The organism is Arthrobacter sp. Y3223065 (assembly GCF_059090885.1).
The window spans coordinates 82,348-107,770 of record NZ_JBNHGC010000006.1 but is presented as its reverse complement, the minus strand read 5'-3'; the positions used below and the strand labels follow the sequence as shown (position 1 = coordinate 107,770).

The 25,423-nt window shown below is 68.4% G+C and carries 24 protein-coding genes; 8 read left to right on the top strand and 16 right to left on the bottom strand.

What is annotated here, in order from left to right:
- Positions 1-10: 10 nt before the first annotated feature.
- The 7 genes from AC5RUK_RS15500 to AC5RUK_RS15470 form a co-directional block, all read right to left on the bottom strand.
- Positions 11-844 carry a ComEA family DNA-binding protein gene (locus AC5RUK_RS15500; RefSeq protein WP_494152702.1) on the bottom strand — a complete coding sequence of 278 codons (834 nt, stop codon included), beginning with the start codon at positions 842-844 and terminating at the stop codon, positions 11-13.
- Positions 844-1,668 (bottom strand): ComEA family DNA-binding protein, encoded by an 825-nt coding sequence (locus tag AC5RUK_RS15495; protein ID WP_494152701.1) that lies wholly within the window; start codon positions 1,666-1,668, stop codon positions 844-846. The genes AC5RUK_RS15500 and AC5RUK_RS15495 overlap by 1 nt, the downstream gene beginning before the upstream one ends.
- Complete coding sequence (locus AC5RUK_RS15490; RefSeq protein WP_494108133.1) at positions 1,655-2,137, bottom strand: hypothetical protein; 483 nt, start codon at positions 2,135-2,137, stop codon at positions 1,655-1,657. Before AC5RUK_RS15490 ends, AC5RUK_RS15495 begins: the two co-directional genes overlap by 14 nt.
- Positions 2,134-2,943, bottom strand: a complete 810-nt coding sequence (locus tag AC5RUK_RS15485; RefSeq protein WP_494152700.1) for a 4Fe-4S single cluster domain-containing protein — start codon at positions 2,941-2,943, stop codon at positions 2,134-2,136. Before AC5RUK_RS15485 ends, AC5RUK_RS15490 begins: the two co-directional genes overlap by 4 nt.
- Positions 2,924-3,136 carry a DUF2997 domain-containing protein gene (locus AC5RUK_RS15480; protein ID WP_493987854.1) on the bottom strand — a complete coding sequence of 71 codons (213 nt, stop codon included), beginning with the start codon at positions 3,134-3,136 and terminating at the stop codon, positions 2,924-2,926. The genes AC5RUK_RS15485 and AC5RUK_RS15480 overlap by 20 nt, the downstream gene beginning before the upstream one ends.
- Before the next feature lie 29 nt (positions 3,137-3,165).
- Positions 3,166-4,812: an AAA family ATPase gene (locus tag AC5RUK_RS15475; protein WP_493987855.1), complete on the bottom strand. Its 1,647-nt coding sequence runs from the start codon at positions 4,810-4,812 to the stop codon at positions 3,166-3,168.
- Between the two features lie 96 nt (positions 4,813-4,908).
- Positions 4,909-5,715, bottom strand: a complete 807-nt coding sequence (locus tag AC5RUK_RS15470) for a hypothetical protein (protein WP_494108131.1) — start codon at positions 5,713-5,715, stop codon at positions 4,909-4,911.
- A gap of 131 nt (positions 5,716-5,846) precedes the next feature.
- Here AC5RUK_RS15470 and purH point away from each other — a divergent pair, with 131 nt between their 5' ends.
- From purH to AC5RUK_RS15455, 3 genes are all read left to right on the top strand, one after another.
- Entirely contained in the window at positions 5,847-7,523 is a 1,677-nt protein-coding gene (gene purH / locus AC5RUK_RS15465) for a bifunctional phosphoribosylaminoimidazolecarboxamide formyltransferase/IMP cyclohydrolase (RefSeq protein WP_494108130.1), read from the top strand.
- Positions 7,524-7,641: 118 nt separating this feature from the next.
- A complete protein-coding gene (locus tag AC5RUK_RS15460; RefSeq protein WP_494108129.1) occupies positions 7,642-7,905 on the top strand; it encodes a hypothetical protein in 264 nt (87 codons plus the stop codon).
- Positions 7,906-8,022: 117 nt separating this feature from the next.
- Positions 8,023-10,251: an NADP-dependent isocitrate dehydrogenase gene (locus tag AC5RUK_RS15455; RefSeq protein WP_494108128.1), complete on the top strand. Its 2,229-nt coding sequence runs from the start codon at positions 8,023-8,025 to the stop codon at positions 10,249-10,251.
- 107 nt (positions 10,252-10,358) lie between these two features.
- Here the strand turns inward: AC5RUK_RS15455 and AC5RUK_RS15450 are convergent, their stop codons facing one another.
- Entirely contained in the window at positions 10,359-11,450 is a 1,092-nt protein-coding gene (locus AC5RUK_RS15450) for a Gfo/Idh/MocA family protein (RefSeq protein ID WP_494108127.1), read from the bottom strand.
- A gap of 161 nt (positions 11,451-11,611) precedes the next feature.
- Here AC5RUK_RS15450 and AC5RUK_RS15445 point away from each other — a divergent pair, with 161 nt between their 5' ends.
- On the top strand, positions 11,612-12,181 hold the full coding sequence (locus tag AC5RUK_RS15445; RefSeq protein ID WP_494152699.1) for a hypothetical protein: 570 nt from the start codon (positions 11,612-11,614) through the stop codon (positions 12,179-12,181).
- 70 nt (positions 12,182-12,251) lie between these two features.
- Here AC5RUK_RS15445 and AC5RUK_RS15440 read toward each other — a convergent pair whose 3' ends face one another.
- From AC5RUK_RS15440 to AC5RUK_RS15405, 8 genes are all read right to left on the bottom strand, one after another.
- On the bottom strand, positions 12,252-13,136 hold the full coding sequence (locus AC5RUK_RS15440; protein ID WP_494108125.1) for a carbohydrate ABC transporter permease: 885 nt from the start codon (positions 13,134-13,136) through the stop codon (positions 12,252-12,254).
- The gene (locus AC5RUK_RS15435; protein WP_493987862.1) at positions 13,136-14,041 is read right to left on the bottom strand and encodes a carbohydrate ABC transporter permease; all 906 of its coding nucleotides are present in this window, start codon (positions 14,039-14,041) and stop codon (positions 13,136-13,138) included. Before AC5RUK_RS15435 ends, AC5RUK_RS15440 begins: the two co-directional genes overlap by 1 nt.
- 88 nt (positions 14,042-14,129) lie before the next feature.
- Entirely contained in the window at positions 14,130-15,410 is a 1,281-nt protein-coding gene (locus tag AC5RUK_RS15430; protein ID WP_494152698.1) for an ABC transporter substrate-binding protein, read from the bottom strand.
- A 147-nt stretch (positions 15,411-15,557) separates the two neighbouring features.
- Positions 15,558-16,778 (bottom strand): ROK family transcriptional regulator, encoded by a 1,221-nt coding sequence (locus AC5RUK_RS15425; RefSeq protein ID WP_494152697.1) that lies wholly within the window; start codon positions 16,776-16,778, stop codon positions 15,558-15,560.
- A 189-nt stretch (positions 16,779-16,967) separates the two neighbouring features.
- On the bottom strand, positions 16,968-17,501 hold the full coding sequence (locus AC5RUK_RS15420) for a gamma carbonic anhydrase family protein (RefSeq protein ID WP_494108123.1): 534 nt from the start codon (positions 17,499-17,501) through the stop codon (positions 16,968-16,970).
- Positions 17,502-17,572: 71 nt separating this feature from the next.
- Complete coding sequence (locus AC5RUK_RS15415) at positions 17,573-18,184, bottom strand: class I SAM-dependent methyltransferase (protein WP_494108122.1); 612 nt, start codon at positions 18,182-18,184, stop codon at positions 17,573-17,575.
- Between the two features lie 203 nt (positions 18,185-18,387).
- Positions 18,388-19,248 (bottom strand): formyltetrahydrofolate deformylase, encoded by an 861-nt coding sequence (purU, locus tag AC5RUK_RS15410; protein ID WP_493987867.1) that lies wholly within the window; start codon positions 19,246-19,248, stop codon positions 18,388-18,390.
- Positions 19,249-19,253: 5 nt separating this feature from the next.
- Positions 19,254-20,363, bottom strand: coding sequence for an FAD-dependent oxidoreductase (locus AC5RUK_RS15405; RefSeq protein ID WP_494152696.1), 1,110 nt, complete (start codon positions 20,361-20,363; stop codon positions 19,254-19,256).
- A gap of 184 nt (positions 20,364-20,547) precedes the next feature.
- Between AC5RUK_RS15405 and AC5RUK_RS15400 the strand changes: the two genes are divergently transcribed.
- The 4 genes from AC5RUK_RS15400 to AC5RUK_RS15385 all read left to right on the top strand — a co-directional run bounded on the left by AC5RUK_RS15400 (position 20,548) and on the right by AC5RUK_RS15385 (position 25,420).
- On the top strand, positions 20,548-21,648 hold the full coding sequence (locus AC5RUK_RS15400) for a S1C family serine protease (protein ID WP_494152695.1): 1,101 nt from the start codon (positions 20,548-20,550) through the stop codon (positions 21,646-21,648).
- 247 nt (positions 21,649-21,895) lie between these two features.
- A complete protein-coding gene (glyA, locus tag AC5RUK_RS15395) occupies positions 21,896-23,176 on the top strand; it encodes a serine hydroxymethyltransferase (protein WP_494108119.1) in 1,281 nt (426 codons plus the stop codon).
- 1 nt (position 23,177) lies between these two features.
- Positions 23,178-24,077, top strand: coding sequence for a bifunctional methylenetetrahydrofolate dehydrogenase/methenyltetrahydrofolate cyclohydrolase (locus AC5RUK_RS15390; protein WP_493987871.1), 900 nt, complete (start codon positions 23,178-23,180; stop codon positions 24,075-24,077).
- A 362-nt stretch (positions 24,078-24,439) separates the two neighbouring features.
- Entirely contained in the window at positions 24,440-25,420 is a 981-nt protein-coding gene (locus tag AC5RUK_RS15385; protein ID WP_494152694.1) for a putative endonuclease domain-containing protein, read from the top strand.
- Positions 25,421-25,423: the final 3 nt, after the last annotated feature.

Below are 25,423 nucleotides of genomic sequence, written 5' to 3'. Positions count from 1 at the left end.
CTCGCCGGCCTCAGTAATCCACCACCCGCCCGAACGACGGCGGTGCCTGCGGCAGGCGTCCGCAGGCGATGCGGCTGCGCAGCCGCTGGAACACATGCGGTGGCAGATCCAGGGCGGCGGCGAAATCCTGTTCCGAGGTGAACCCGCCGCGCTCCTCCCTGACCTGGACGGCGTGTCTAGCAAGCGCACGCGAGAACCCGGGCAGCGTTTCGAACTCGCGGGCGGTGGCCGCGTTAACGTCAACCGGTTCGAGCGCGGCATCGGCCTTCGGCTGTGATGCAACCGCCGGAGCCGCAGCCTGTGGGGCTGGTGCTCCGGCAGGGGCTGTCGGGCCCCGGCGGGCCGCACGGGATTCCCCGGAAGTTCCAGCTCCGGGGGCCGGGGCGCCGTTGCGGGAACCGGCACCGGTACGGGGCACCGACCTCTGGCTGCCCGGGCCGGACCGGCTGCGCGACCGTCCGCGGGAGTTAAGTTGGCTACCGGAGCGCGACCGTGTGGTTGCCCCCGTGGTGCGGGCAGGACGGGCCGCGCCGCGGTCGCGGTCCCACTTGAACCGCAGGTACTCGGGATTGATGGCCACGGCGAAGCTGCTGCCGGCCAGCCAGCATGTCAGGAGCAGCCACGTTGCGATTTCTTCCTGCACTCCGGTGCCGTCGACCAGGGCCATGGCCACCCCCGTGAGGGTCAGGTGGACCAGGCCGAGGATCCACCACAGCGGCCGCCCCGCCCGTGAACCGACCACCAGCAGGGCAGCCCCGCCCAGGAAGCCGAAGGTTCCCAAGGGGACCAGCAGCCAGAGGCTCTGGCGCAGATTCCACTTCAGACTCGGTTCGGGCGATGACATCAGTAATCCACCGACCTTCCGAAAGGAACCGGTTTGGCCGGCGGAAGTTTGCAGACCACCAGCCGGCTCAGCCTTGCCTGCTCTGGTCTGGGCACGTCCAGCGCGGCGGCGAAGTCCGCCACGGTTCGGAAGGGGCCGCGCTCCTGGCGCAACCGCACGGCCTTGCGCGCCTTGTGCCTGCTGATCCCGGGCAGCTTCTGCAGGGCTGCCGCCGGCGCAGTGTTTACGTCCACGGGCTCGGCCGACGGCGCGGAAAACGTACCGGCTCCCGAATTGCTGGTGTCCGCGTAATAACTGGCGGCGTCGAGCCGGGGATCGTTGAGGAGTTCGGCGGCGGCACCCACAGGGGCGGGGGTTGTTCCTGCAGGGAGCGGCGCGGCGGTGCGGGGTCGACGGCGGAACAGTGCCCGGGCGGTGGGCATCGCCGTCGTGCTGTCCATGGCGCTGTCGGCTGGGGTCCGGCGGATGAGGGCAGTCCACGCGCTGCCGGAAGAGCGGGACGCCTGGGCCCAGCGGTTGCGCAGCCAGGCCGGATTGATGCCCAGCGCATGCAGCGAGCTGATGGCCCAGAGCAGGAGGCGGGCCGTGGGGCCGGCTTCTTCGTTCATGAACAGCGAAACCAGCAGCGCGACCAGATAGAGGCCGCCGGCGGACATCCAGGCAGCGCGGCGCGCCAGCAGGCCGATGATCAAGAACCCGGCCCAACCCATGACCCCGACGCCGAACAGCGGCAGCAGCAGCCACAGGCTGGCGACGCCCAGCCAGAGGACCGGTGGCGTTCCGGTCCGGCCCCTGAGCGCGGCGGGACGCTCAGCGGCGGACATTCAGGACCATGGTGACGCTCTGGTCTTCCTCGACCGTCTCCGACGCGAGTTGCAAACCGGCGGTGTGCGCGCGCTCCCTCAGCTTCTCCACGACCGCCTGCTGGACCCGCCGGGCGTAGGCCGCGTCGATGGCCTGGACAATCTCGGCCGCGCGGCGCCGGTCGATGTCCTCGCCGCTGAAGTGGACCTGCCAGATGCCGTCGGCGTCGCGTTCGAAGACCGCCGCCACGTCTGCCCAGGCGGCGTCGATGGAAACCTCGGTGACACGCGCGACCTTGGCCTGCGTATCTTCCAGGGCGGCCTGCAGCAGGTTTAGGTCCCGCATCCGGGTGCCCACCTGGACCTGGGGCACGGCTTCGACCTCCGGCATTGTGTCCGAGGCGCGGCTCTTGGCCCTGCCCTCGAAGGCGGCATTGACCGTGGCGACGGCGGCGATGGCCGCGGGGATGAGCAGAACGGAAACACTCATGGGGTTTCTCCTGGTTGAGCGCCGGCCGGAACCGGACGGGGCATGGTGGCGGGGGCGAGCGGGCGGCGGTCGGCACCCGGGCGGTCGGCCCGGGCGCCGAGGTCCGCCAGCAGGGCGTCCAGTTGGTCGTCGGTGGCCCAGCCGTTCAGTCCGACGGTGCCGTCGGCCGCGACCCGGATCTCGATCCGGTCCGGTTGGGCCGCGATGTCCTCCAGCAGGTCGCGGTAGCGTTCGGTCAGCGCGGTCAGGCCCTGGTTGGTGGAACCGATCCAGGGCCGGTGCAGTTCCGGCCGGTCCCGCAGGTACGGTCCGTCGGCCAGCAGGTCGGTGGCAGCCAGCAGGCCGGCGATGTCTTCGCGGTCCGTGGCCCAGCGCCGCAGGTCACGGTGCAGGTAGCCCGTGAACGTCATCACGGACAGGCCGGCCGCTTGGAAGGCGCGCGCGACGACGGCGCTGGCCGCCGCCTGTTCGAAGGGTTCGCCTCCCAGCAGGGTCAGGCCTTCGGCGCCCGCGGCCACCGCCTGCTCGACGAGGTCGGCGGCGAATTGCCGGGTCGGGACGAGCTCGGCGCCGCGGGCGGCCCAGAGGTGGGGATTGAAGCACCCGGGGCACCGGATGGAACAGCCTTGCAGCCAGAGCGCGGCGCGCCGGCCCGGTCCCTCGGCCTCGGTGGCCGGGAGGAACCGCGCGTGACGGATGAGTCCGGCATCGGCCGGCGCCGGAGCGGAGCCGTTGTTAAGGCGGGGCTCCAGGACCGGGCCGCCCGGCTGCCCGGGCGCTCCGGGGCTACCGCTCGGCTGACTCATTGTGGACGTAGTCGCTGGTGGTGGCGGCGGTGCGGTTAAAGTCCTCGGTGTAGGAACTGGAGACGCTCTCGGCCTCCAGGAGATCCTCCAAAACCGTGATGTAGTCCAGGCACTCGGCGCCGAAGATGTTGCGCGTCTCGGCCGATACCGCGCCATCGGGCCTGACCGTGACAATCAGTTGTTGCTGGTCCATAGCTTTTCCTTCGAGGAGTCGGGTGTTGTCTAGAAGTCCACGGTGCGGCCGCCGCGTGCCGGGTGCCCGGAGGCCGCGGCGGGCACGGCTCCGGCGGTTTGCGCCGGACCGACCGGCTGTCCGGAGCCGGCGTCCAGATCCTCGCTGCCGGTGGCACCGACGGCCCGCAAGGCAGCCCACTGCCGGATGGCACCGACTTCCTCTGCCTGCGTGATGGCCAACGGAATCATGTTGGAGACGGCCCGCTGCAGGTCGTCCAGGCGGATTGGGCGGTCTTCGGCGTAGGCGTCGAAGAGTGCGGCGACGACAGCCTGTTCGATCTCTGCGCCGGAATAGTTTTCCGAGGCAGCGGTGAGGAGCTCGACGGCGGCCGGATCGTTGGCGACGGCGCCCAGCTGGTTGGCGGCGGTGCTCTTACCGGCCATCTGGATCTGCCAAATCACCCGGCGTTCGGCGTCGCTGGGCAGATCGACGAAAAAGATTTCGTCGAAACGGCCCTTGCGCATGAACTCCGGGGGCAGCCGGTCGATGTTGTTGGCGGTGGCGACCACAAAGACCGGATGGCGCTTCTCCTGCATCCAGGTCAGGAACGAGGCGAAGACGCGTGCGGAGGTTCCCGAATCACCCTCGCCGCTGGTGCCGGAGAAACCCTTTTCGATTTCGTCGATCCACAGGATCGCCGGCGAGATGGCTTCGGCGGTGGCGATGGCGTTGCGCATGTTCTGTTCGCTGGATCCGACCAGGCCGGAGAAGACCCGGCCGATATCCATCCGCAGCAACGGCAGCCCCCAGGCCGACGCCATCGCCTTGGCCGTCAGGGACTTGCCGCAGCCGGGCACGCCGGTGATCAGCACGCCCTTGGGCGCGGGGAGGCCAAAGTCGGCAGCGGCATCCAGCCACGACCCCTGGCGCTTGGCCAGCCACCGCTTAAGGTTGTTCAGCCCGCCGACCTCGTCCAGGCTGATGTTCACGTCCACATAGTCCAGCAGTCCGGACTTGCGGATGGTCTGGCGCTTCTCGTCCAGCACCACGTGGACGTCGTGCGCGGTCAGTTCGCCGTCGTCGACCATGGCGCGCGCGAAGGCGTTCTCGGCTTCGGCCATGGTCAGGCCAAGTGCCGCCTGGACCATGTTCTCCTGGTCGGCTTCGCTCAGCGTGACCTTGATCCGTCCGCCGTCGGAATTCTGGCTGATCATGTGCGCCAGCATGGCCTTGATCTCGTCATGGCTGGGCAGCGGAAAGTCGACCAGCGTGACGGCCTTGTCCAGCTCGGGCGGAATACGCAGCACCGGGGCGACGATGATCAGCACCCGTCCGGTGCTGCCTTGCCGGAAGGCGGCAGAGACCTCGCGGACTTTCCGGACCACCTCGGGGTCGGCCGGGCGCTGGTCGGTGCCGAAGTAGGCGTGCAGGTCGAAGAAGATGAAGACGCCGGGATCGTGCGCGCCGAGCACCCGGTCCAGGGCGCGTGCCGGGGCCGTGGTGTTGGACTGCTGGCCGTCGCTGGGGGAGAGGAGCCCGCTGCTGGCGTTCCACGTCCAGACGGGGCGCGGCGTGCGCAGCGCGGCGGCGCACTTGAGCACCTCGGCGTGCACGCGTGCTTCTTCATGGCTTTCGACGTACAGCACGGGGATGCGGGCCTTGAACGCTTGGTCAAGCGTTTCAGCAAAAGACATGGGTCTCGCCCCCTAAGGAACAGAATCGGGATCTGGCTCTACTTTAGGCATAGTAGGAGGCACCTGAGCGCTTTGGCCGCAGGTTCGTTGCAGTCCTCAGCGGCCGACGTCCAAACTCCAGCGGCCCTCGCTGGTGTCCACCAGGAAATACGTCACCGGGTACGGCTGCCAGGAGAACCTCGTGGTGCTGCTGCCGATCTTGTTGACCACCAGGTTCCGACGTGACTCCTGCCAGGTGTAGACGGCGACGTTGGCCTCACCGGTGTAGGTGAATTCGGCCAGTACCTCGTCGCCTGCATAGCGCACCAGGGCAGGGCCGGAGCCGGCGACCGTACCGTCTTCCGGTTCGGCGTAGGCGACCGGGCGGACCTCAAGCTGCCAGTCGCCGTCCGCCTCGACATGCAGCCTGAATTCTTCCCGCGCGGTGGCCAGGAGCCCGGCTGAGGGTTCGTTCCGGTCGCCGGAGTTGAAGAGGAAGTGAACCGGCCAGTCGGGGTTCTCCGGGTCGTCCACCGCTACGCTGGCGTCGGCGCCGCTGTCGATGACGATTTCGAACGGACCGGCGTAGCCGGCCGGGCGCTGGTAGCCGATGACCGCGTTGCGGGATCCTGCGTAACTGCCGGGGCCGCCGGATTCCGCCACGGTTCCCTCCCCGGCCGCCGTCGAGCCCGTGCCGGTCGCTTCCCCGGCGCCGGGTGCCGGATCCGCACCGGTCCCTGCTGCGGGTTCGGCCGCCGGACCGGGGTCGGCACCCGTGGCCGCCGCGGCGGTGAAAAGGTGCGGCAGCAGCCGGGGGACGGCGAAGCCGAGGGCGCCGCCCAGAACCAGGAGACCCAGCAACCAGACCGCGAGCGAAAAACGGCCGATCCGCAGGGCCGCGTCCTCAGTCATCGGTGCCGACATGTCGTGCTGTTCTCCTTTGCCTGTCCCCATGAGGTTACCCACACCGCGGATCCGCTTCACACTCGGTGGCCGGCATAAGCCCGACGCTAGACTTGGACCATCCCCGAATCCATTCTTCCTTGGAGATTTGTGTGAGCCTGAAGCAGCTTGACCGTGTTCCCATCCGCCGTGCGTTGATCTCGGTGTACGACAAGACCGGGCTGGAGGAGCTGGCGCAGGGCCTGCACGCCGCCGGGGTCGGCATCGTTTCCACCGGCTCGACGGCGAAGAAGATTGCCGCAGCGGGCGTTCCGGTCACCGAGGTCTCCGAGGTCACCGGTTTCCCCGAATGCCTGGACGGCCGGGTCAAGACCCTGCATCCGCGCGTTCACGCCGGCATCCTGGCCGACCGCCGGCTGGACGACCACGTTCGGCAGCTCCAGGAACTCGACGTCGAGCCGTTCGACCTGGTAGTGGTCAACCTCTACCCGTTCGTGAAGACCGTGAAGTCCGGCGCCAGCCAGGACGACGTCGTCGAACAAATCGACATCGGCGGACCCTCGATGGTGCGGGCCGCCGCGAAGAACCACCCGTCCGTGGCGGTCGTGGTGGATCCCGCCAAGTACGGGGACGTGGTGGAGGCGGCTAACTCCGGCGGATTCGACCTGAAGACCCGCCGCCGGCTGGCGTCCTTGGCCTTCGCCCACACGGCAGCCTATGACACCGCCGTGGCCAAATGGACCGCCGAGCAGTTCGGCGATGACGCCGAAGCCGTCGAGGCGGCGCCGAAGTTCCCGCCGTACGCCGGCCTGGCACTGGAGCGCTCCGAGCCGCTGCGCTACGGCGAGAACCCGCACCAGGCCGCTGCGCTGTATGTGGAAACCGGCGCCGAGCCGGGCATCGCGCAGGCCGAGCAGTTGCACGGCAAGGCCATGAGCTTCAACAACTACGTCGACGCCGACGCAGCCGTGCGCGCGGCCTTCGACTTCGCCGAGCCCGCCGTCGCGGTGGTCAAGCACGCGAATCCCTGCGGCATCGCCGTCGCCTCCCCGGGCGCCGCGGATCCGATCGCGGATGCGCATGCCAAGGCCCATGCGACCGACCCCGTGTCCGCGTTCGGCGGTGTCATCGCCGCGAACCGAACGGTAACTGCAGGGATGGCCGACACCGTCAAGGACATCTTCACCGAGGTAGTTGTCGCCCCGGGCTTCGAACCGGAGGCCGTCGAGATTCTGTCGAAGAAGAAGAACATCCGGCTGCTGGTCCTGCCTGACGGCTTTGCCCGGGACACGGTCGAGTACAAGCAGGTCTCCGGCGGCATGCTGCTGCAGGCCTCGGACCGGGTTGACGCCGACGGCGACGACCCGGCCAACTGGACGCTGGCCGCCGGCGAGGCCGCCGACGAGGCGACACTGGCGGATCTGGCCTTCGCTTGGCGTGCTGTGCGGGCGGCGAAGTCCAACGCCATCCTGGTCGCGGCCAATCGCGCTGCGGTGGGCATCGGCATGGGCCAGGTCAACCGGCTGGATTCCTGCCGCCTGGCCGTAGAGCGGGCTAATACGCTCGGCGTGGCGGTCGACGGCGGGGCCGACGCGGCCGGGGGAGCGGCCAATGTGCAGGGCTCCGGGGCGCCCGAGCGCGCCCGCGGGGCCGTGGCGGCATCGGACGCGTTCTTTCCGTTCGCCGACGGCCTGCAGATCCTTATCGACGCCGGCGTGCGCGCGGTGGTACAGCCCGGCGGTTCGGTCCGGGATGAAGAAGTAGTGGCAGCGGCCGACGCCGCCGGCATCACCATGTACGTCACGGGAGCGCGCCACTTCTTCCACTGACAGCTCCTCACGCTGGGCAGCGGAGACCGTTATCGGGCGAATCCTTGCCAGCAGGGTGCCGGGCACATAGGTTCAAGGGAACCGGTGCGCCCGGCACCGTCGATTAAAGGAAGCAGCCATGCTGGCGATGCAGGTTACCCCGGCGTCGGGAACGGCCGACATCTGGCTGGGCGTGCTGATCGTTGCGGTGATCGTGGCCGGTGCAGTGGCGTACTTTGTAGCCTCCCGGCTACGCAAGACCCGGTCCTATGAAGCCGCCGAACGGCATGCTGCGGCCCGCGAAGCCGAGGCCGCCCGGCCCGGCGGCCTGAAGGACACGCACCTGGAACAGGGCAACGCGGCCCATCGCTCGCAGGTTTTCGGCCCCGGCACCGGCCTCTAGGGCGCGCCAGCCAGTGCAGCGTGGGCGTCTTCAACCGGCGCCCTGCGGCCCTCCTCGGGTAAATTGGAGGAGTTGAGTAACCAAAGAGACCCACTTTTGCAGGGAGACGCCTCACCCATGGCCAAGATTATCTATACCCACACCGACGAAGCGCCGATGCTGGCCACCTATTCGTTCTTGCCGATCGTTGAGGCCTACGCCTCCACGGCTGGTGTGGAAGTGGAAACCCGCGACATCTCGCTCGCCGGCCGTATCATCGCCGTCTTCGGCGACTACCTCACCCCTGAGCAGCGCATCGGCGACGCCTTGGCCGAGCTGGGCGAGCTGGCCAAGCAGCCGGAAGCCAACATCATCAAACTGCCGAACATCAGCGCCTCAGTACCGCAGCTGAAGGCTGCCATCAAGGAGCTGCAGGGCCACGGCTACGCACTGCCGGACTACCCGGACGATCCGTCCTCCGACGAGGAGAAGGACATCCGCGCCCGCTATGACAAGATCAAGGGCTCCGCGGTCAACCCGGTGCTGCGCGAGGGCAACTCGGACCGCCGCGCGCCCCTGTCGGTGAAGAACTACGCGCGCCAGAACCCGCACAGCATGGGCGCCTGGACGGCCGACTCCAAGACGAACGTGGCCACCATGGGCGCCGACGACTTCCGCTCCAACGAGAAGTCGGTGGTCATGCCGGCCGACGACAAGATCAAGATCCAGCTGGTGGCCGAGGACGGTACCGTCACAATCCTGAAGGACGCCTTCCCGGTGCTGGCCGGCGAGGTCATCGACGGCACCGTCATGCGCGCCGCTGCCCTGGACGAATTCCTGGCCGCCCAGGTGGCACGGGCCAAGGAAGAAGGCGTGCTCTTCTCCGCGCACCTGAAGGCCACCATGATGAAGGTCTCCGACCCGATCATCTTCGGCCACGTGGTCAAGGCCTACTTCTCCGAGCTGTTCGCTGCCTACGGCGACAAGCTGGCCGCTGCCGGCCTCAGCCCGAACAACGGCCTGGCCGCCATCCTGAACGGACTGGCGGCGCTGGACGCCGAAGACCGCAAGGGCGTCCAGGAGCTGATCGACAAGGGCCTGGACGAGGGCCCGGCCATCGCCATGGTGGACTCCGACAAGGGCATCACCAACCTCCACGTCCCCTCCGACGTGATCGTGGACGCCTCGATGCCGGCCATGATCCGCAGCTCCGGCCACATGTGGGGGCCGGACGGCCAGGAAGCGGACACGCTGGCCGTGCTGCCGGACAGCTCCTACGCCGGGATCTACCAGGTGGTCATCGACGACTGCCGCGCCAACGGCGCCTACGACCCGACCACCATGGGCACCGTCCCCAACGTCGGCCTGATGGCCCAGGCGGCGGAAGAATACGGCAGCCACGACAAGACGTTCGAGATCCAGACCGCCGGCACCGTGCAGGTGGTGGACGGGGCCGGCAGCGTGCTGATCGAGCACCAGGTGTTCCCGAACGATATCTGGCGCGCCTGCCAGACCAAGGACCTGCCGATCCGCGACTGGGTGAAACTGGCCGTGACCCGCGCCCGCGCCAGCCAGACCCCGGCCGTGTTCTGGCTGGACGAAACCCGCGCCCACGACGCCAACCTGATCGCCAAGGTGAACGAGTACCTCAAGGACCACGACACCGAAGGCCTGCAGATTGAGATCATGGCCCCGGAGAAGGCCACCGCCTTCACCCTGGAGCGCCTCCGCAAGGGCGAGGACACCATCTCGGTGACCGGCAACGTGCTCCGCGACTACCTGACGGACCTGTTCCCGATCCTGGAGCTCGGCACCAGCGCCAAGATGCTCTCGATCGTCCCGCTGATCAACGGCGGCGGCCTGTTCGAGACCGGTGCCGGCGGCTCCGCTCCGAAGCACGTCCAGCAGCTGCTGGCCGAGAACCACCTGCGCTGGGATTCGCTCGGCGAGTTCCTGGCCCTGGCCGTGTCCTTCGAGCACCTGGCCACCAGCACGGGCAACGCCCGCGCCCAGATCCTGGCCGACACGCTGGACGCCGCCACGGGCACGTTCCTGCTGGAAAACAAGTCGCCCAAGCGCAAGGCCGGCGAGCTGGACAACCGCGGCAGCCACTTCTACCTGTCCCTGTACTGGGCGCAGGAACTGGCCAACCAGCGCGAGGACGCCCAGCTTGCTGCGGCCTTCTCCGGTGTCGCCTCCGAGCTGGCCAAGAACGAAGACGCCATCGTGGGCGAGCTCAACGCCGTGCAGGGGTCCCCGGTCGACCTGGGCGGCTACTACCGGCCGGACGCCGCCAAGGCAGCCGAGGTCATGCGCCCCTCGGCCACGCTGAACCGCGTCGTGGCCACCCTGACCGAAGAGAAGTAGGCGGCGGCGGGCACCCGTCCGGCAGCAGCCACGCCCGGTTGCGACGGCGACGGCGGCCGGCGCACCTCCTGCGGGAAGGTGCGCCGGCCGCCGTCGTGCTGTCCGGGTCAGTCCGTCACCGGCACTGCACGGTCATTGGCGTAGCTGACGCCCAGCTGGGCGCGGACCCCGTCGAACAACCGCATGGTGTCCACAGTGTCCGCCCAGGGCATGGTGGGACTCTGCTGCAGGCCGGACTGGACGCAGCGGGTGACTTCGCGCAGCTCGAAGACGTAGCCGTGGCCGACCTTCGGGAAGGTTTCCACCCGCGGCTGTCCCAAATGCGGCTCGACCGCCAGTTCGGTGGGGTGGTGCAGCGGCGCGTTGCTCCTGAGCCAGCCGCCGGTGCAGGCCACCGTGGCAGTGCGGGGCGAGGCGGCCTGCAGGGAACACGCCAGCTGCGCCTGGGCGCCCGAGCCATAGCTGAGCGTCATGGCGTTCTGGGCGTCCACGCCATCGTCGTTGACGAAGCCAGTGGCCGAGACCGTCTGCGGGAAGCCCAGCGCCCCGAGCGCCCAGGTCAGGGGATAGACCGCCAGATCCAACAGGGCACCACCGCCGGCCGCCGGATTCCAAAGCCGGGCGGCCGGATCGTAGAGGGCCGGGAACCCCACGTCGGCCTGCACCCACCGCACCTCGCCGAGTTCGCCGGACGCGAGGATCTCCCACGCACGGTTGATGATCGGCAAAAAGCGCGTCCACACCGCCTCCATCAGGAACAGCCCCCGCGCGGCCGCCAGTTCCGTCAGCTCCAGGGCTTCCCGGGCGTTGATGGTCAGGGACTTTTCGCACAGCACATGCTTGCCGGCCCGCAGCGCGCGTCCCGCGATCTCGTAGTGCTGGCCGTGCGGGGTGGCCACGTAGACCACATCGACATCCGGGTCGGCGAAAAGCTGGTCGTAGCCCTTGCCTGCACCGCCGTCGAAATAGGCAGTGCCGAAGCCGAAACGCCGCTGGAAGGCGACCGCATTGGCCTGGTTGCGGGAACTGACCGCCTGCAGCACGGCATCCTCCAGCCGGGCGATGTCCTCGGTCACGCGGGTGGCGACGGCCCCGGTGGAAACCACGCCCCAGCGCAGCGTCCGCCCGGTGGCTTCGAGCGGATCCGGCGCGCCGGGCCGGGCGCAGGGTGGGGTCACGATCCACGGCAGTTGGGCCATGGCTCCATCTTGGCCGCCGGCGGCTGGAACGTCCATGGGAACCGATTGCCCTTTGTCTCATCCCTCCCGCATGGGTCCGGCGGCCCTACCGGTGCGGACCTATCAATGGTACAAAGTAAGCAGGCTCAGTAATTTCGCAACAACGAGGAGGAGCCCGCACCATGGATACAGGCACGATCGTCGGAATCGTCATCGCGATAGTTGTACTCCTGATCATCATCGGAGTCATTGTCTTCTTTGCGCAGAAGCGGAACACCAAGCGGAAGTTCGAGAAGCAGGAAGAGAACCGCAGGGAGGCAGCGGAGTTGCGGCAAGGAGCGCAGGTGTCCTCGGTGGAGGCGCGGGAGCGCCAGGCGGACGCCACCCAGGCGCAGGCCGAAGCCCAGCGGGCGGACATCGAAGCCGAGCGGGCCAAGATTGAAGCCGACCGCCTTCGCCAGGCTGCCGACCGGCGGCAGGCCGACGCGCAGGGAATCCAGCAGGAGAGCGAAGAGCAGCTGCGCCGCGCCGATGACTTGGACCCGGACGTCAACACCAAGGACCGGGACTCCCGGAAGGACCGCAAGCACGACGGCGGTGCCCACGGCGGCGACTCCGTCCCCGACCGCGGTTCGGACACCGCTGCGTCGTACGGAGACGAGGGCGGCCGGCATGCCGATGACGCCCGGAATGACGGCGCACGGACTGCCGACGACCCCCGCCGCGGCGAGGGCGGCAGCCACAACATCTAAACGGACCACAACAGCGGCGGCGCCTGCTTCCCCACTGGGAAGCGGGCGCCGCTGTTGTGTGGGAGCCGGGTCAGCCCTTAACCGAACCGCTCATGAGGCCGCCGACGAAGTACTTGCCCAGGATGATGTAGACCAGCAGCGTGGGCAGCGAGGCGATCAGTGCGCCGGCCATCGACGCGGCGTAATCGGTCAGCTGCCCGCCGGCGAGGAAGCTCAGCGCGATGGTGACCGGGCCGTTGGAGCCGGAGGAGAAGAACGCCGCGAAGAGGTAGTCGTTCCAGGCCGAGGTGAACTGCCAGATGAGCACCACCACGAAGCCCGGGGCGGAGACCGGCAGGATCACCGAGGCGTAGGTCCGCAGCAGGCCGGCTCCGTCCATGCGTGCCGCTTCGATCAGCTCGGACGGCACGGATTCGTAGTAGTTGCGGAAGATCAGCGTGCAGATGGGCAGGCCGTAGACGATGTGCAGGACCAGCAGCGAGGGGATTCCGTTGGGCACCTCGAGACCCTGCATCAGCTGGGTCAGCGGGATCATCACGGCCTGGTACGGGATGAACATGCCGAACAGGATGAGGGTGAAGACCACGTTGGCGTAGGGGAAGCGCCAGCGCGAGAGCACGAACCCGTTCATCGATCCGAGCAGGGCGGAGATGATCGACGCCGGGATCACCATGGCGAAGGTGCGGCCCAGCGCGGGGCCCAGGCTGTCCCACGCCTTGGCCCAGCCCGCGGTTTCCCACGTTGTCGGGAAGAGCCACGCGTTGGAGGGATCGGCGTCGGTGGGGCCCTTGAAGCTGGTAATGAACAGGACGTAGGCCGGAATCAGCACCACGATCATGAACACCAACAGCATGGCGTACTTGAGCGTGCGGTTCATCTTCTGCCGGCCGGTGCGGGGAGCCGCGGGCCGGGGTCGGGCAACCTCGACGGGCGGCGGCACGGTTGCAGTGGCCATCAGCGCTTCTCCTGCCGCGAGGTGTAGACGAGGTACGGGACGACCACCAGCGCGACCAGCACCAGCATGATGGTGCCGATGGCGGCCGAGTCGGCGTAGTCGCTGCCGATGTACTTGACCCACATCATGGTCGCCGGGACCTGGATGTCGTAGGTATTGGCGTCGGGAACGATCGCCCGGATCAGGTCGAACAGCTTCAAGGACATGTGGCCGATGATGATGACCGCCGAGAGCATCACCGGGCTCAGCTGCGGAAAGATCACGTGACGATAGAGCTTCCATTCGCTGCAGCCGTCGATCCGCGCGGCTTCACGCAGTTCTTCCGGGATGCCGCGGAATCCGGCCAGGAACAGGGCCATCACGTAGCCGGAGAGCTGCCAGATGGCCGGCACGGCGATGGCGGCAATGCCCCAGTTGGGATCGGACCACCAGCTGTTCTGCAGGAAGCCGAGCCCCACGCTGTCCAGTAGCCGGTTCAGGCCGGTGGCACGATCACCGCCGGGCTCGTTGGTCTGCAGGCTCGAGAGCAGCCAGCGCCAGACCACGCCCGAGGCGATGAAGGACACCGCCATCGGGAAGAGGTAGACCGAGCGGAACAGCCCCTCGCCGGCGCCGGGCCGCTCCAGTATCCAGGCCCAGAGGAAGCCGAAGATCAGCGTGCCGGCCAGGAACACCACCGTCAGCAGGAGCAGGTTGCGCAGTGCGTGCTGGAAATCCGCGTCCCCGAACAACCGGAGGTAGTTCTCCACGCCGACGAATTCGGACGACGGTCGGGCCGTGTGCTGGTTGGTCATCGAGATGCGGACGTTTTCCGCGATCAACGCATAGACGAAGACTGCCAGCAGGATGAGGGTAGGGGCGATAAGGGCCAGCCCCGGTCCCCAGGTCTTCACTTTCTTGAACATGGACTTCTCCTAGTGCAGCCGTGCACGCCGGTGTGACATGGAAGGGCGGGCGCGGTGGTGCCGCGCCCGCCCTTCCGGGCCTCCTGGCTTACTGCATGAACTTCTCGGCGATGGACGCCAAGGATTCCTGCAGGGCAGCCACGTCCTGCGGGCCGCCGAACTTGCTGACGGCGGTGCTCAGTTCGTTCAGCCAGGCCACCGGGACGGCGGCACCGTGGGCCAGCGAGGACACGATGGTGTCGGACGAGAAGTCCTCGATGGCGCTCTGCTGGTATTCGCCGAACTCGTCGGACGGCACGTCCGTGCGGGCCGGGATGGAGCCCTTCGCCGCGTTGAATGCCTGCTGGCCCTCAACGCTGGAGATGGTGGTCAGCCAGGCCTCGGAACCGGCCGGATTGGGAGCACCCTTGGGCAGCGTGAACGAATCGGCCAGGAAGTCGAAGATGCCGTCGGTGCCCGGGGTGGGGAAGTAGACGTAGTCCTCACCGGGCTTCTTGCCGTCCTGCGCGAACTTGGCTTCGGCCCAGTCGCCCATCACGTTGTAGGCGGCGGCGCCGTCCTCCACCAACTGGGTGGCCGGACCCCAGTCGCTGAGGGTGTCGCGGTCGGAGTTGGTGTAGCTGAGGGTCTTCTTGTAGTTCTCGATGGCTTCGATCACGTCGGGGCCGGACCAATCGGTGGTGCCGTCCCAGAGCCCGTTGTAGCCCTCGGCGCCGAGGGTGGCGAGCAGGATGTTCTCGAACAGCTGTACCTGGGTCCAGGTGCCGGCCACGGCCAGCGGGGTCTTCCCCGTCTCCTTGATCTTGTCCATGTCCGCAAACCAGGCGTCGAGATCGGCTGGCGGACTGTTCGGATCCAGGCCGGCTTCCTCCAGCACGTCCACGTTGGCCCACACCACGTTTGCCCGATGGATATTCGACGGGACGGAGTAGATCTTGCCGTCAACGGTCAGCCGGTCCAGCAGGTCCTGGGGAAACGCCTCGTTGAGCTGCGCGTCCTCGTAGAAGGAGGTGAGGTCCTCGAGCTGGTCGGCGGCGATGTAGTCCTGCAGCTCGGCTCCGGCATGCGCTTGGAACGAGTCCGGCGGATTGCCCGACTTCAGGTTGGCCGCCAGCACGCTCTTGGCCTGGCTGCCGGCACCGCCGGCGACGGCAAGGTTGTCGAACTTTAGTTCCGGATACTGTTCGGTGAAGATCTCCACCAGCGCATCCAGCCCGACCTTCTCGGAACCGTCCGCCCACCAGGTGAAGACTCCTACCGAACCCGACGCTTCCTCAGGGTTTGCTTCTTCCACCGCGCTTCCGCCGCCGCACGCGGACAGGAGCAAACCTGCGGCCGCAACGCCGGCGAGCAAAGATTTGCGTCGCATAAAGCCTCCATCAATCAGCAGTCTGTGGCCACGGGGTCAGCAAGACCCGCACACGGATGTGTGGCTTAGTACGGAAGTTAACTCCGTCACACCGCTTGTCGTCAAGAGTTGAACGCAAAGACGCTCCCCGGGCAGCCCTGGCGGTGCTCAGGCGACGGGGAGTTCGGCTTGCTGAAGCACCAGCGTCGCGGCGCCCAACGCCTCCGCGCGGCTGCCCAAGGTGGACATCGCCAGGTCCGTGGATTCGCCCACGACCGGCACCGCATGGCGCAGCAGCCCGCGACGTACCGGGTCCAGCAGGATGCTGCCGAGGCCCGTCAGCGGGCCGCCCACCACGATGACTTCGGGATTGAGCAGGTTGCAGACGTTGGCGAGGGCACGTCCCACCGCAAGGCCGGCATCATCTATCACGCGCAAGACGGCCGGGTCACCCTCCAGGGCGATCCGGACGATGTCCTCGGTTCCGATCGGCTCGCCCCGGCCGCGGCTGAGCAGGTCGATCATGGTGGAGGTGGAGGCGACCGTCTCCAGGCACCCCCGGTTGCCGCAGCGGCAGATGATGCCGTGCTCGGCGACCGTGGCATGGCCGACCTCGCCCGTGACGCCGACATGGCCGTAATAGAGCTTGCCGTTGAGGACCAGGCCGGCCCCGATGCCGGATCCGATCTTCAGGAAGACCAGGTTCTGCGCGTGCTGGTAAGGGCCCCAGCTCACTTGCGCCAGCGCGCCCAAATTTGCGTCGTTGTCCACGAAGACGTCGGTGCCGAACCTTTCCTGCAGCCTGGCCAGCAGATTGATGCCCACCCATTCGGGCAGGATGGCACCGTGGATCACGGTGCCGGTCCGCCGGTCGATCGGGCCGGGTATGCCGGCGCCCACGCCGATCACGGCCCGGGGAAGGACCGAGTTTTCATCCAACAACCGCTGCGCCAGCCGGGCGGCGGTGTCGATGCCCTGCTCGGCCCCGTGGCCTAGCGGCAATTCGACGGCACCTTCGGCAAGCACCTGGTGGTCGAGGCTGACCAGTACAACGTGCACGTGCCGGCGGCCGAAATCCACTCCGACGGCAACGGCGCCTCGGCCGTCGATCATGACCGACAGGGCGCGGCGGCCGGAACTCGTGGTCGGCGCGGTGCTGACCAGTCCGTCGTCGGCCATGGCCTTGACGATGTTGGAGACCGTGGCGGTGGACAGCCCCGTTTGCCGGGACAGCTCGGCCTGCGTGAGCGGGCCGCGGGACATCAGCGCCTGCAGGACCCGTTGGCTGTTCCGCCGCCGCAAGGCGCTCTGGGACCCCGGCCGGTTCTGGGCACCGCGCGGCGCGGGCCGCTGCGGGGCCTCGAGGGTGGACGGCGGATCGGCTGGCATACACAAAAGCGTGCGGCAGCGCCGAGTTGTAGTCAAGAAGTTAACGCAAACTCCCGCAATGCGTCGGCCGGTGGGCGGGGTGGCATGGATCCGTGCGGGCGTCGCGAGCGTAGGCTGGGCACCCGCCCCGGCCGGAACCGGCTGCGCCGCGGCCACGGCACCCACCCCGGACGGCACCACCCCGGCCGGCTACGCCTCGGCGGCGTCGTCGATCGCGTCGCGGTGCACGGCGGCGAATTCCACGTAGCGGGCGGCATTGTCCAGCACCGACTGGTACTCGTCCTCGCTCAGCTCGCGGCGGACCTTGGCGGGGACGCCGGCGACGAGCGAACGAGGGGGAATGCGCGTGCCCTCCAGGACGACGGCGCCGGCTGCGACCAGCGAACCTTCACCGACCACTGCACCGTTCATGATCGTGGCGCTCATGCCGATCAGGCAGTTGTCCTCGACCGTGCACCCGTGAATCACGGCGGCGTGGCCGACGCTGACGCCGGCACCGACGGTGCAGGGGAAGCCTGGGTCTGCGTGCAGGACCACGTTGTCCTGCAGGTTGCTGCGCTCGCCGACGCGGATGGGAGCGGTGTCGCCGCGGACGCTGACGCCGTAGAAGGCGCTGGAATCGGCTGCCAGCGCCACGTCCCCGCTGAGCGTCGCCGTGGGGGCGACGAAGGCGGACGGATCGACGGCGGGCAGCATGCCGGAGATGGTGATGATGTGGGCCATCCCATCAGCCTAGCCATACCGGACGTGCTGCAGGAGCTTCGTGGCGGACGTGCCGCCCTGGATCCGGCCGGTCACGGTTTGGTCAGGATGAAGAACTGGTAGTGCCGGCCGAACTCGGGCCGCTCCCACGTGGTGAAACCCGAGATCAGGCCGTGCTCGGCGAAGAGCCGGCGGACGGTTGCGTCGCTGCGGCGGCTGTAGAAGCGGTGCGGTTCAAAGTCGTCGTCGGCAACGATGCCCTCCTCGTCATCGCCGGACCAGAGCCCGACCGCCAGCGGAGCGCCTGAGACGAGCACCCGCATGGTCTCGGCGAGAACATCCGGCAGGTCCTGGTCGGGTACGTGCAGCAGCGTGCTCATGGTCCAGCCGGCCGAAAACGTCCCCCCGGCAAACGGCAACTCCCGGGCCGAGCCGACCACCGCCTCCAGGTGCTTCGCCCGGGCCAGCCGGACGTTTTCCTCGGAGAGATCGACGCCGGTGTAATGGATGCCCGCGGCCTTGAACGCGAGCCCGTCCGTACCGGTGCCACAGCCGATCTCCAACACGCTGTGCCGCCGGGCGGCGACCAGGGAGGCAATGAATTCCTGCCGGGCTGCGTCCCTCTGGGGATCCGTCCCGCGCCGGTCGCGGTCGGGCGCCTGCCGGTCGTAGAACGCCTTTATCTCAGGCTCATGGTTGCCCATCCGACGAGAGTACGCCTTGAGTCCGGCGGGGCACAGGGGCGGACACTCCGCCGTCGCGATGGACGACGGACCGGGCGTGCGGCGCAGCCGAACCGCGCCGGCGAGGGGAGGTGGGGCCGGCGCTGGTTGAAGGCGACCGACGGGTCGACGACGGGCGTCCGACTAGTGAAGGCGACGTCCGGCGAGCCGACGACGGCCTCCGATTAGTTAAAGACGACGGTGCGGGCGCCGTCGAGCAGCACGCGGTGTTCGGCGTGCCACTGCACGGCGCGGGCCAGGGTGCGCGCCTCCCCGTCGCGGCCCAGCGCCACGAACTGCTCGGCCGTGTGGGCATGACGGACCGGAATGACTTCCTGGTCGATGATCGGGCCCTCGTCCAGGTCCCCGGTGACGTAGTGCGCCGTGGCGCCGATCAGCTTCACCCCGCGGGCGTGCGCCTGGTGGTACGGCCTGGCGCCCTTGAAGCTGGGCAGGAAGGAGTGGTGGATGTTGATGGCCTTGCCGGCCAGTTCGGTGCAGAGTTCGTTGCTGAGCACCTGCATGTAGCGGGCCAGCACCACCAGTTCCACGTCGTGCTGCGCGGCCAGGTCCAGCAGGGCTTGTTCGGCCTGCGGTTTGGTGTCCGGGGTGACGGGGATGTGGTGGAAGGGGATGCCGTAGAACGCGGCAAGGTCGGCCAGGTCCTGATGGTTGGAGACGATGGCGGGAATCTCGACCGGCAGCGTGCCGGAGCGCTGCAGGAACAGCAGGTGGTTCAGGCAGTGCGCCGACTTGGAGGCCATCAGCAGGGTGCGCATCTTCACGCCCTCGCGGCGCAGCTTCCAGTCCATGCCGAACTCCTGCGCGACCGGCTGCAACCGGTCGTGGAGTTCGGTGTAGGACTGGTCCGTGGCGACGGCCACCCGCATGAAGAACCGGCCGGACTGCGGGCTGCCGTACTGCTGCGAGTCGGTGATGTTTCCGCCGGCCCCGGCCAGGGCGCCGGCGACGGCATGCACGATGCCGGGGCGGTCCGGGCAGGAGAGAGTGAGGGTGTAGGCGGTGGCGGCGGGAGCTTCAGTCACGAGTCCTAGGGTACCGGCTGGGGTTCGGCTTCTGCGGCAAGGTACTTGACGGCGGCCACGGCGGCCGCCCGGCCGGCGCGGGTGGCCCCGACCGTGGATGCGGATGCGCCGTATCCGACCAGGAACAGGCGCGGCTCCTTCACGACCGTAACGCCGTCTTCACCCATCATGATCCCGCCGCCCGGTTCACGCAGCCGCAGCGGCACCAGGTGGTCCAGCGATGGCCGGAATCCGGTGGCCCAGAGGATGACGTCCACGTCTTCGGCCGAGCCGTCGACGAATTCGACGCCGTGCTCGGTGATGCGGGCCAGCTTTCCGCGCGAGACGAGCACGCCGTCGTCGATGCCCTTCCGGTACGTCTCGGTCAGCGGCAGCCCCGTGGCGGCGACCACGCTGAGGGTCGGCAGGCCAGCGCGGGTGCGCTCGCTGACCCGGCGCTCCACGTCGACGCCCCATTCCATGTCGAACGGGGCAGAGGTGAAGTCGGGGTCGCGGCGGGTGGACCAGACCGTGTCCGCGCCGGCCGCGTCCAGCTGGAGCAGGAACTGCAGCGCGGACGTCCCGCCGCCGACCACCAGGACCCGCTGCCCGCGGAAGTCGTCGGCGGACCAGAAGTCCCGGGTGTGCAACTGGCGGCCGCGGAAGGTCTCCCGGCCGGGGTAGTGCGGCCAGTGCGGTTTGTCCCAGGTGCCGGTGCCGCTGATGACGGTCCGGGCCAACCACTCGCCGCCGGTGTCGCTGCGCACCCGCAGGAAGGCACCGTCGTCGTCCACCGAGGTTACGCGCACGGGACGGTGCACAGGGAGGAGGAACCGCTGCTCGTAGTCACCGTAATAACGGCGGACGACGGCGGAGGACGGCTCCCCCGGGTCCGGAACCCCGAGCGGCAGGCCGGGAAGGTCGTGCAGTCCGTGTGCGGCGTCGAAGGTCAGCGAGGGCCAGCGGTGGCGCCAGGCGCCGCCCGGGCCGTCGTTGGCGTCGAGGACCACGAAGTCCCGGTCGGGGGCCAGGCCGCGGCGGGCCAGCTGGTAGGCGGCGCTCAGCCCGGCCTGGCCTGCGCCGATCACCACCGCCTGAAACGGCCGTTGCCCGGTGCCGATTGCCTGGTCCGTCACGATGCTCCCTCCGATTGTTGACGCTTCAACATCTGTCGGGTGCAACGATGGCCGGGAGCCGGGTATTCCGCGGCCTGCCGGGGAGAGAGGGTTGCGGACCGGATCCATCCGATTGCCGCGGAAGCGTTTTCTGCGGATCCCGATGGGTCTAGGGTGGCAGCAGCGACGACGGAAGGTCCGGGCCATGACGCATCTGGAACGGGAGAAAACCCTGCGGGGTGCCGGGCGCGTGTTGCTCGCAGCCGCGCTTCTGGCGGGCCTGGCCGGCTGCACCGGCGAGGGCGGCGGGGAGCCGGCCGGGACCGGCGACGCGGAGCCGACCGCGACCGGCGGTGGGACCACGCAGGCGCAGGGCGGCGCGGTAGTACAGCCCGGGGGAGCGCAGCCTACAGGGGGCATTCCGGAGATCGTGGAGAACGTGCAGCCGTCCGTGGTGACGGTTTTTACCGACAGCGGCCTGGGCAGCGGCGTGGTTTATTCCGAAGACGGACTGATCCTGACCAACGAACATGTGGTCGTCGCAAGCACCAACGTGGAGGTTGGCTTCGCCGACGGGCAACGCAGCCCCGGGAAGGTTCTGGCGACGGATCCCGTGTCCGACCTGGCGTTGGTGCAGACCGAGCGCGACGGGCTCCCGGCCGCCGAATTCAACACCTCGTTGCCGACGATCGGCGAACTTGCCGTGGTGATCGGTTCCCCGTTGGGCTTCGAGAATACTGCCACGGCAGGCATTATCTCCGGTTTGCACCGTTCCATCCCGGGCTCCGCCTCGTCGAGCCTGGCGCTGGTGGACCTGATCCAGACCGACGCGCCGATCAGCCCCGGCAACTCGGGCGGCGCCGTCGTCAATGCGCGGAGCCAGGTGGTGGGCATCAGCGAGGCCTACATCCCGCCGGAGGCTGGCGGGGTGTCGCTCGGTTTCGCCATCCCCGCCGCCACTGCCCGGGAAGTCGCCGAGGAACTGCTGGAAGACGGAACCGCCGACCACGCTTTTATGGGTCTGACTCCCGCCAGCATCACGGCGGCGATCGCCGAGCAGCTTGGAGTGCCCCAGGCGGAGGGCGTCCTGGCGCTGTCCGTGGGCGACGGCGGCCCGGCCGACCAGGCGGGAATCCGTGCCGGGGATGTGCTGCTGAGCGTGGACGGCGAGGCGCTGGCGGCGGCCGAAGACCTGCTGGCCGCCGTCCGCCAGCATAATCCGGGCGATACGGTCAGCGTGGAAGTGCGGCGCGACGGCGAAACCCGGAGCGTGCAGGTCGCGCTCTCGGACCGGCCGGCGAGGTGACCGGCTGCTAGTATTGGCTCGCCGCGACTGGCGTTAGGTGGGACACCACCAGGAAGTGGCAGCAGGACCGGGGACCGTTGGTTACCGCTCCTGCATGTACCGACCACGGTTCGCACGCCTGGGACGTGAGGTCACCTTCGGGCCGGAGTGTGTCCGGGGCAGGTCATGCGCCATGCGTGCGGGTGCCTGCAGCCGGTAATCTGGCCTGTAGCAGTGAGATAAGCCCCACCACCCAGGAGATTCTCCCTTGACTTCTACGCCCTCCGTGACCGATCTGCCGTTGTCCCAGGTGGATCCTGAAATCGCCGCCGTGATCGACGCCGAACTCGGCCGCCAGCGCGACACCCTCGAAATGATCGCCTCAGAGAACTTCGCGCCGCGTTCGGTGCTCGAAGTCCAGGGCTCGGTCCTGACCAACAAATATGCCGAGGGGTACCCGGGACGCCGCTACTACGGCGGCTGCGAGCACGTAGACGTCGCCGAGAACCTGGCCATCGAGCGGGCCAAGTCGCTTTTCGGCGCGGAATTCGCCAACGTGCAGCCGCACGCCGGCGCCCAGGCCAACGCGGCCGCCCTCTCCGCACTGATCCAGCCGGGCGACAAGCTGATGGGCCTGTCCCTGGCGCACGGCGGCCACCTCACGCACGGCATGAAGCTGAACTTTTCCGGCAAGCTCTACCAGGTCGCCGCCTACGAGGTCGACCCGAAGACCTTCCGGGTGGACATGGACAAGGTCCGCGAGCAGGCGCTGGCCGAGCGCCCGAACGTGCTGGTGGCCGGCTGGTCCGCGTACCCCCGCCAGCTGGACTTCGAGGCGTTCCGTTCCATCGCCGACGAGGTCGGGGCCTACCTTTGGACCGACATGGCACACTTCGCCGGGCTGGTTGCCGCCGGCCTGCATCCGAACCCGGTGCCGCACTCGGACATTGTCACCTCCACGGTCCACAAGACCCTCTCCGGCCCTCGCTCCGGCGTGATCCTGGGCAAGGAAGCCTTCGCCAAGAAGGTCAACTCGGCCGTGTTCCCGGGCCAGCAGGGCGGGCCGCTGATGCATGTGGTTGCTGCCAAGGCCGTAGCCTTCAAGATTGCCGCAGGCGAGGAGTTCAAGCAGCGCCAGGAGCGCGTGCTCGAAGGCGCCCGGATCCTGGCCGAGCGTTTGGCCGCCGCCGATGTGGCCGAGGCCGGCGTGTCCGTGCTGACCGGCGGCACCGACGTCCACCTGGTCCTGGTGGACCTGCGCAATTCCGAGCTGGACGGCAAGCAGGCCGAAGACCTGCTCCACGAGGCAGGTATTACGGTCAACCGCAACGCCGTGCCGTTCGACCCGCGCCCGCCGATGGTCACGTCGGGGCTGCGCATCGGCACTCCGGCGCTGGCCACCCGCGGTTTCGGGGCTGCCGAATTCACCGAGGTTGCAGACATCATCGCCACCGCGCTCAAGGGCGGCGCCGATACTGCCGCCTTGCGGGCCCGCGTGAAGAAGCTCGCCGACGACTTCCCGCTCTACCCCGGCCACGAGGAGTGGTGACATGACCCTCAACTCGACCCCGCCGGCCGCCCGCGTTTTGGACGGCACGGCCACCGCGGCGCAGATCAAGACCGAGCTCACGGAACGGGTATCGGCGCTCAAGGCCAGGGGCATCGTGCCCGGCCTGGGTACCGTGCTGGTCGGTGAGGACCCGGGCAGTAAATGGTACGTCGGCGGCAAGCACAAAGACTGCGCCGAAGTGGGCATAGAGTCGATCCGTCGCGACCTGCCTGATTCCGTCTCGCAGGAGGAACTCGAAGCGGTCCTCGATGAGCTCAACGCCGACCCAACCTGCACCGGTTACATTGTGCAGCTGCCGCTGCCCAAGCACATCGACACGAACCGCATCCTGGAGAAGATCGACCCGGCCAAGGACGCCGACGGCCTGCACCCGATGAACCTGGGCCGGCTGGTGCTCAACGTGGGCGAGCCGCTGGACTCGCCGCTGCCCTGCACCCCGCACGGCTGTGTGGAGCTGCTGCTGCGCCACGACATCGAGCTGGCGGGCAAACGCGTGCTCGTCGTCGGCCGTGGCGTCACCGTAGGGCGGCCCCTGGGCCTGCTGCTGACGCGCAAGGAGATCAACGCCACCGTGACCCTTGCCCACACCGGAACGTTGGACCTCGCAGCGGAACTGCGCGAGGCCGACGTCGTGATTGCCGCCGCGGGGATGCCGCACATGATTAAGGCATCCGACCTCAAGCCGGGCGCCGTCGTGCTGGACGTTGGCGTCAGCCGCGTCGAGGACGAGGACGGCAAGGCCCGGGTGACCGGCGACGTGGAGCCTGAGGCCCGCAACGTGGCGAGCTGGCTCTCGCCCAATCCCGGCGGCGTCGGTCCGATGACGCGTGCCATGCTGCTGGCCAACGTCGTGGGAGCCGCCGAGCGCCAGGCCGGCTGAACCCTGTGCTGAGCGTCAAGAGGGCGGTGTCTGGATCCCGGACGCCGCCCTCTCGTCGTTTCCGGCCACGTTGCTTGGTTCCGGCTGGCCTTGTCCTCACCTCGTAAGGCCTGCGGCCGGGGGCTGGGCCTCACGCGCGGCCCGCCGGGCTGATCCCTACCAACTCGCGAGCGGCCGCCGGGCTGATCCGCTAGCCAAATCCTGGGCCGCCACCGAAACCGAGCCTGCGACAACTTTGGTGACAATGGACTGGCGAAAAGGTGCAGCGACACGCCGACGTTCGCTGCACCTTTTCTCCACTCGATAACCCTGCCTGTGAATAACTTCCGCCCGCCATTGCGCCGGCTGTAGATAATGTCCGAATGAACCCAGCACGTCGACCGGGACCCGAACAGCGCCTGCCACGGCTGCGGCCGCTGCCGCCACACCTGCAGGCCTCCGCCTTCACCATCGAGGACGGCTTGAAATCGGGACTGAGCAAGAGCCAGTTGCGTCATCGCCGCTTCATCCGGATAAGCCGCGGCATCTGCGCCGTCCAGCCGGCAGGCCTCGATCTCGCAGCCCGCGTGCGGCCGTTCACGCGGGTCAGCGATTCCAGCGCTGCCTCACATGACACCGCGGCACGCCTGTGGGGCTTTCCCGAACCTGCAGCCCCCGGCTTCGATCGGCGACTTCATATCTCGCGCCCAAGCACCGGCGCACGGATGCAACGACCCGGCGTGGTGGGTCATCGATCCGGGCTCGTTCCGGATGAAGTGGTTTACGTGGATGGACTGCGCATCACGACGCGCACGCGGACGTGGCTGGACCTGGCCGAGGCCCTCGAACTGGCTGACTTGGTGGTGATAGCCGACTACCTCCTCCGCCTTCCGCGGCCGGAGTTCGAAGGGCGCTTGGCCCCATTCAGCACCCGGGAGGAACTTGGGGCCATGCTGAGCCGCCACCCGGGAAAGCGGGGGCTGCGCAAGGCTCGTGCAGCCTTGGCTTTGGCCCGGGTCGGAGCCGACTCTCCGCCCGAAACCAAGCTCCGGCTGGCCATGCTGAGCGCGGGATTGCCGGAACCCGAGGTGAACAAGCCGATCAGGGACGACGACGGCGCCATGCTGCACAGCCCGGACCTGTCCCTGCCTGAATACCGGATCGCCATTGAATACGAGGGCGGAGGCCACGGTGCAGCGGAGCAAATCGCGCGAGACATTGAGCGTGCGGAACGGGCCCGGTCAGCGGACTGGGACGAGGTCCGGATCTCCAGACGGCACATGGCCAACGGCGCAGAGCGTGCGATCGAAAAAATCACCGCGGCACTGCAGCGGCGTGGTTGGTCCGCGGAGCAAGCTGCCTGAGCT

What these genes read in the sequence shown, in the direction of transcription:
- AC5RUK_RS15415 (WP_494108122.1), bottom strand. Translation starts at nt 18,184, where the DNA reads ATGGGCAACCATGAGCCTGAGATAAAGGCGTTCTACGACCGGCAGGCG.
- AC5RUK_RS15450 (WP_494108127.1), bottom strand. Translation starts at nt 11,450, where the DNA reads ATGGCCCAACTGCCGTGGATCGTGACCCCACCCTGCGCCCGGCCCGGC.
- AC5RUK_RS15490 (WP_494108133.1), bottom strand. Translation starts at nt 2,137, where the DNA reads ATGAGTGTTTCCGTTCTGCTCATCCCCGCGGCCATCGCCGCCGTCGCC.
- AC5RUK_RS15475 (WP_493987855.1), bottom strand. Translation starts at nt 4,812, where the DNA reads ATGTCTTTTGCTGAAACGCTTGACCAAGCGTTCAAGGCCCGCATCCCC.
- AC5RUK_RS15460 (WP_494108129.1), top strand. Translation starts at nt 7,642, where the DNA reads ATGCTGGCGATGCAGGTTACCCCGGCGTCGGGAACGGCCGACATCTGG.
- AC5RUK_RS15495 (WP_494152701.1), bottom strand. Translation starts at nt 1,668, where the DNA reads ATGTCCGCCGCTGAGCGTCCCGCCGCGCTCAGGGGCCGGACCGGAACG.
- AC5RUK_RS15390 (WP_493987871.1), top strand. Translation starts at nt 23,178, where the DNA reads ATGACCCTCAACTCGACCCCGCCGGCCGCCCGCGTTTTGGACGGCACG.
- AC5RUK_RS15470 (WP_494108131.1), bottom strand. Translation starts at nt 5,715, where the DNA reads ATGTCGGCACCGATGACTGAGGACGCGGCCCTGCGGATCGGCCGTTTT.
- AC5RUK_RS15500 (WP_494152702.1), bottom strand. Translation starts at nt 844, where the DNA reads ATGTCATCGCCCGAACCGAGTCTGAAGTGGAATCTGCGCCAGAGCCTC.
- AC5RUK_RS15445 (WP_494152699.1), top strand. Translation starts at nt 11,612, where the DNA reads ATGGATACAGGCACGATCGTCGGAATCGTCATCGCGATAGTTGTACTC.
- AC5RUK_RS15480 (WP_493987854.1), bottom strand. Translation starts at nt 3,136, where the DNA reads ATGGACCAGCAACAACTGATTGTCACGGTCAGGCCCGATGGCGCGGTA.
- AC5RUK_RS15420 (WP_494108123.1), bottom strand. Translation starts at nt 17,501, where the DNA reads ATGGCCCACATCATCACCATCTCCGGCATGCTGCCCGCCGTCGATCCG.
- AC5RUK_RS15455 (WP_494108128.1), top strand. Translation starts at nt 8,023, where the DNA reads ATGGCCAAGATTATCTATACCCACACCGACGAAGCGCCGATGCTGGCC.
- AC5RUK_RS15440 (WP_494108125.1), bottom strand. Translation starts at nt 13,136, where the DNA reads ATGGCCACTGCAACCGTGCCGCCGCCCGTCGAGGTTGCCCGACCCCGG.
- AC5RUK_RS15400 (WP_494152695.1), top strand. Translation starts at nt 20,548, where the DNA reads ATGACGCATCTGGAACGGGAGAAAACCCTGCGGGGTGCCGGGCGCGTG.
- AC5RUK_RS15435 (WP_493987862.1), bottom strand. Translation starts at nt 14,041, where the DNA reads ATGTTCAAGAAAGTGAAGACCTGGGGACCGGGGCTGGCCCTTATCGCC.
- AC5RUK_RS15485 (WP_494152700.1), bottom strand. Translation starts at nt 2,943, where the DNA reads ATGAGTCAGCCGAGCGGTAGCCCCGGAGCGCCCGGGCAGCCGGGCGGC.
- AC5RUK_RS15430 (WP_494152698.1), bottom strand. Translation starts at nt 15,410, where the DNA reads ATGCGACGCAAATCTTTGCTCGCCGGCGTTGCGGCCGCAGGTTTGCTC.
- AC5RUK_RS15385 (WP_494152694.1), top strand. Translation starts at nt 24,440, where the DNA reads ATGAACCCAGCACGTCGACCGGGACCCGAACAGCGCCTGCCACGGCTG.
- AC5RUK_RS15425 (WP_494152697.1), bottom strand. Translation starts at nt 16,778, where the DNA reads ATGCCAGCCGATCCGCCGTCCACCCTCGAGGCCCCGCAGCGGCCCGCG.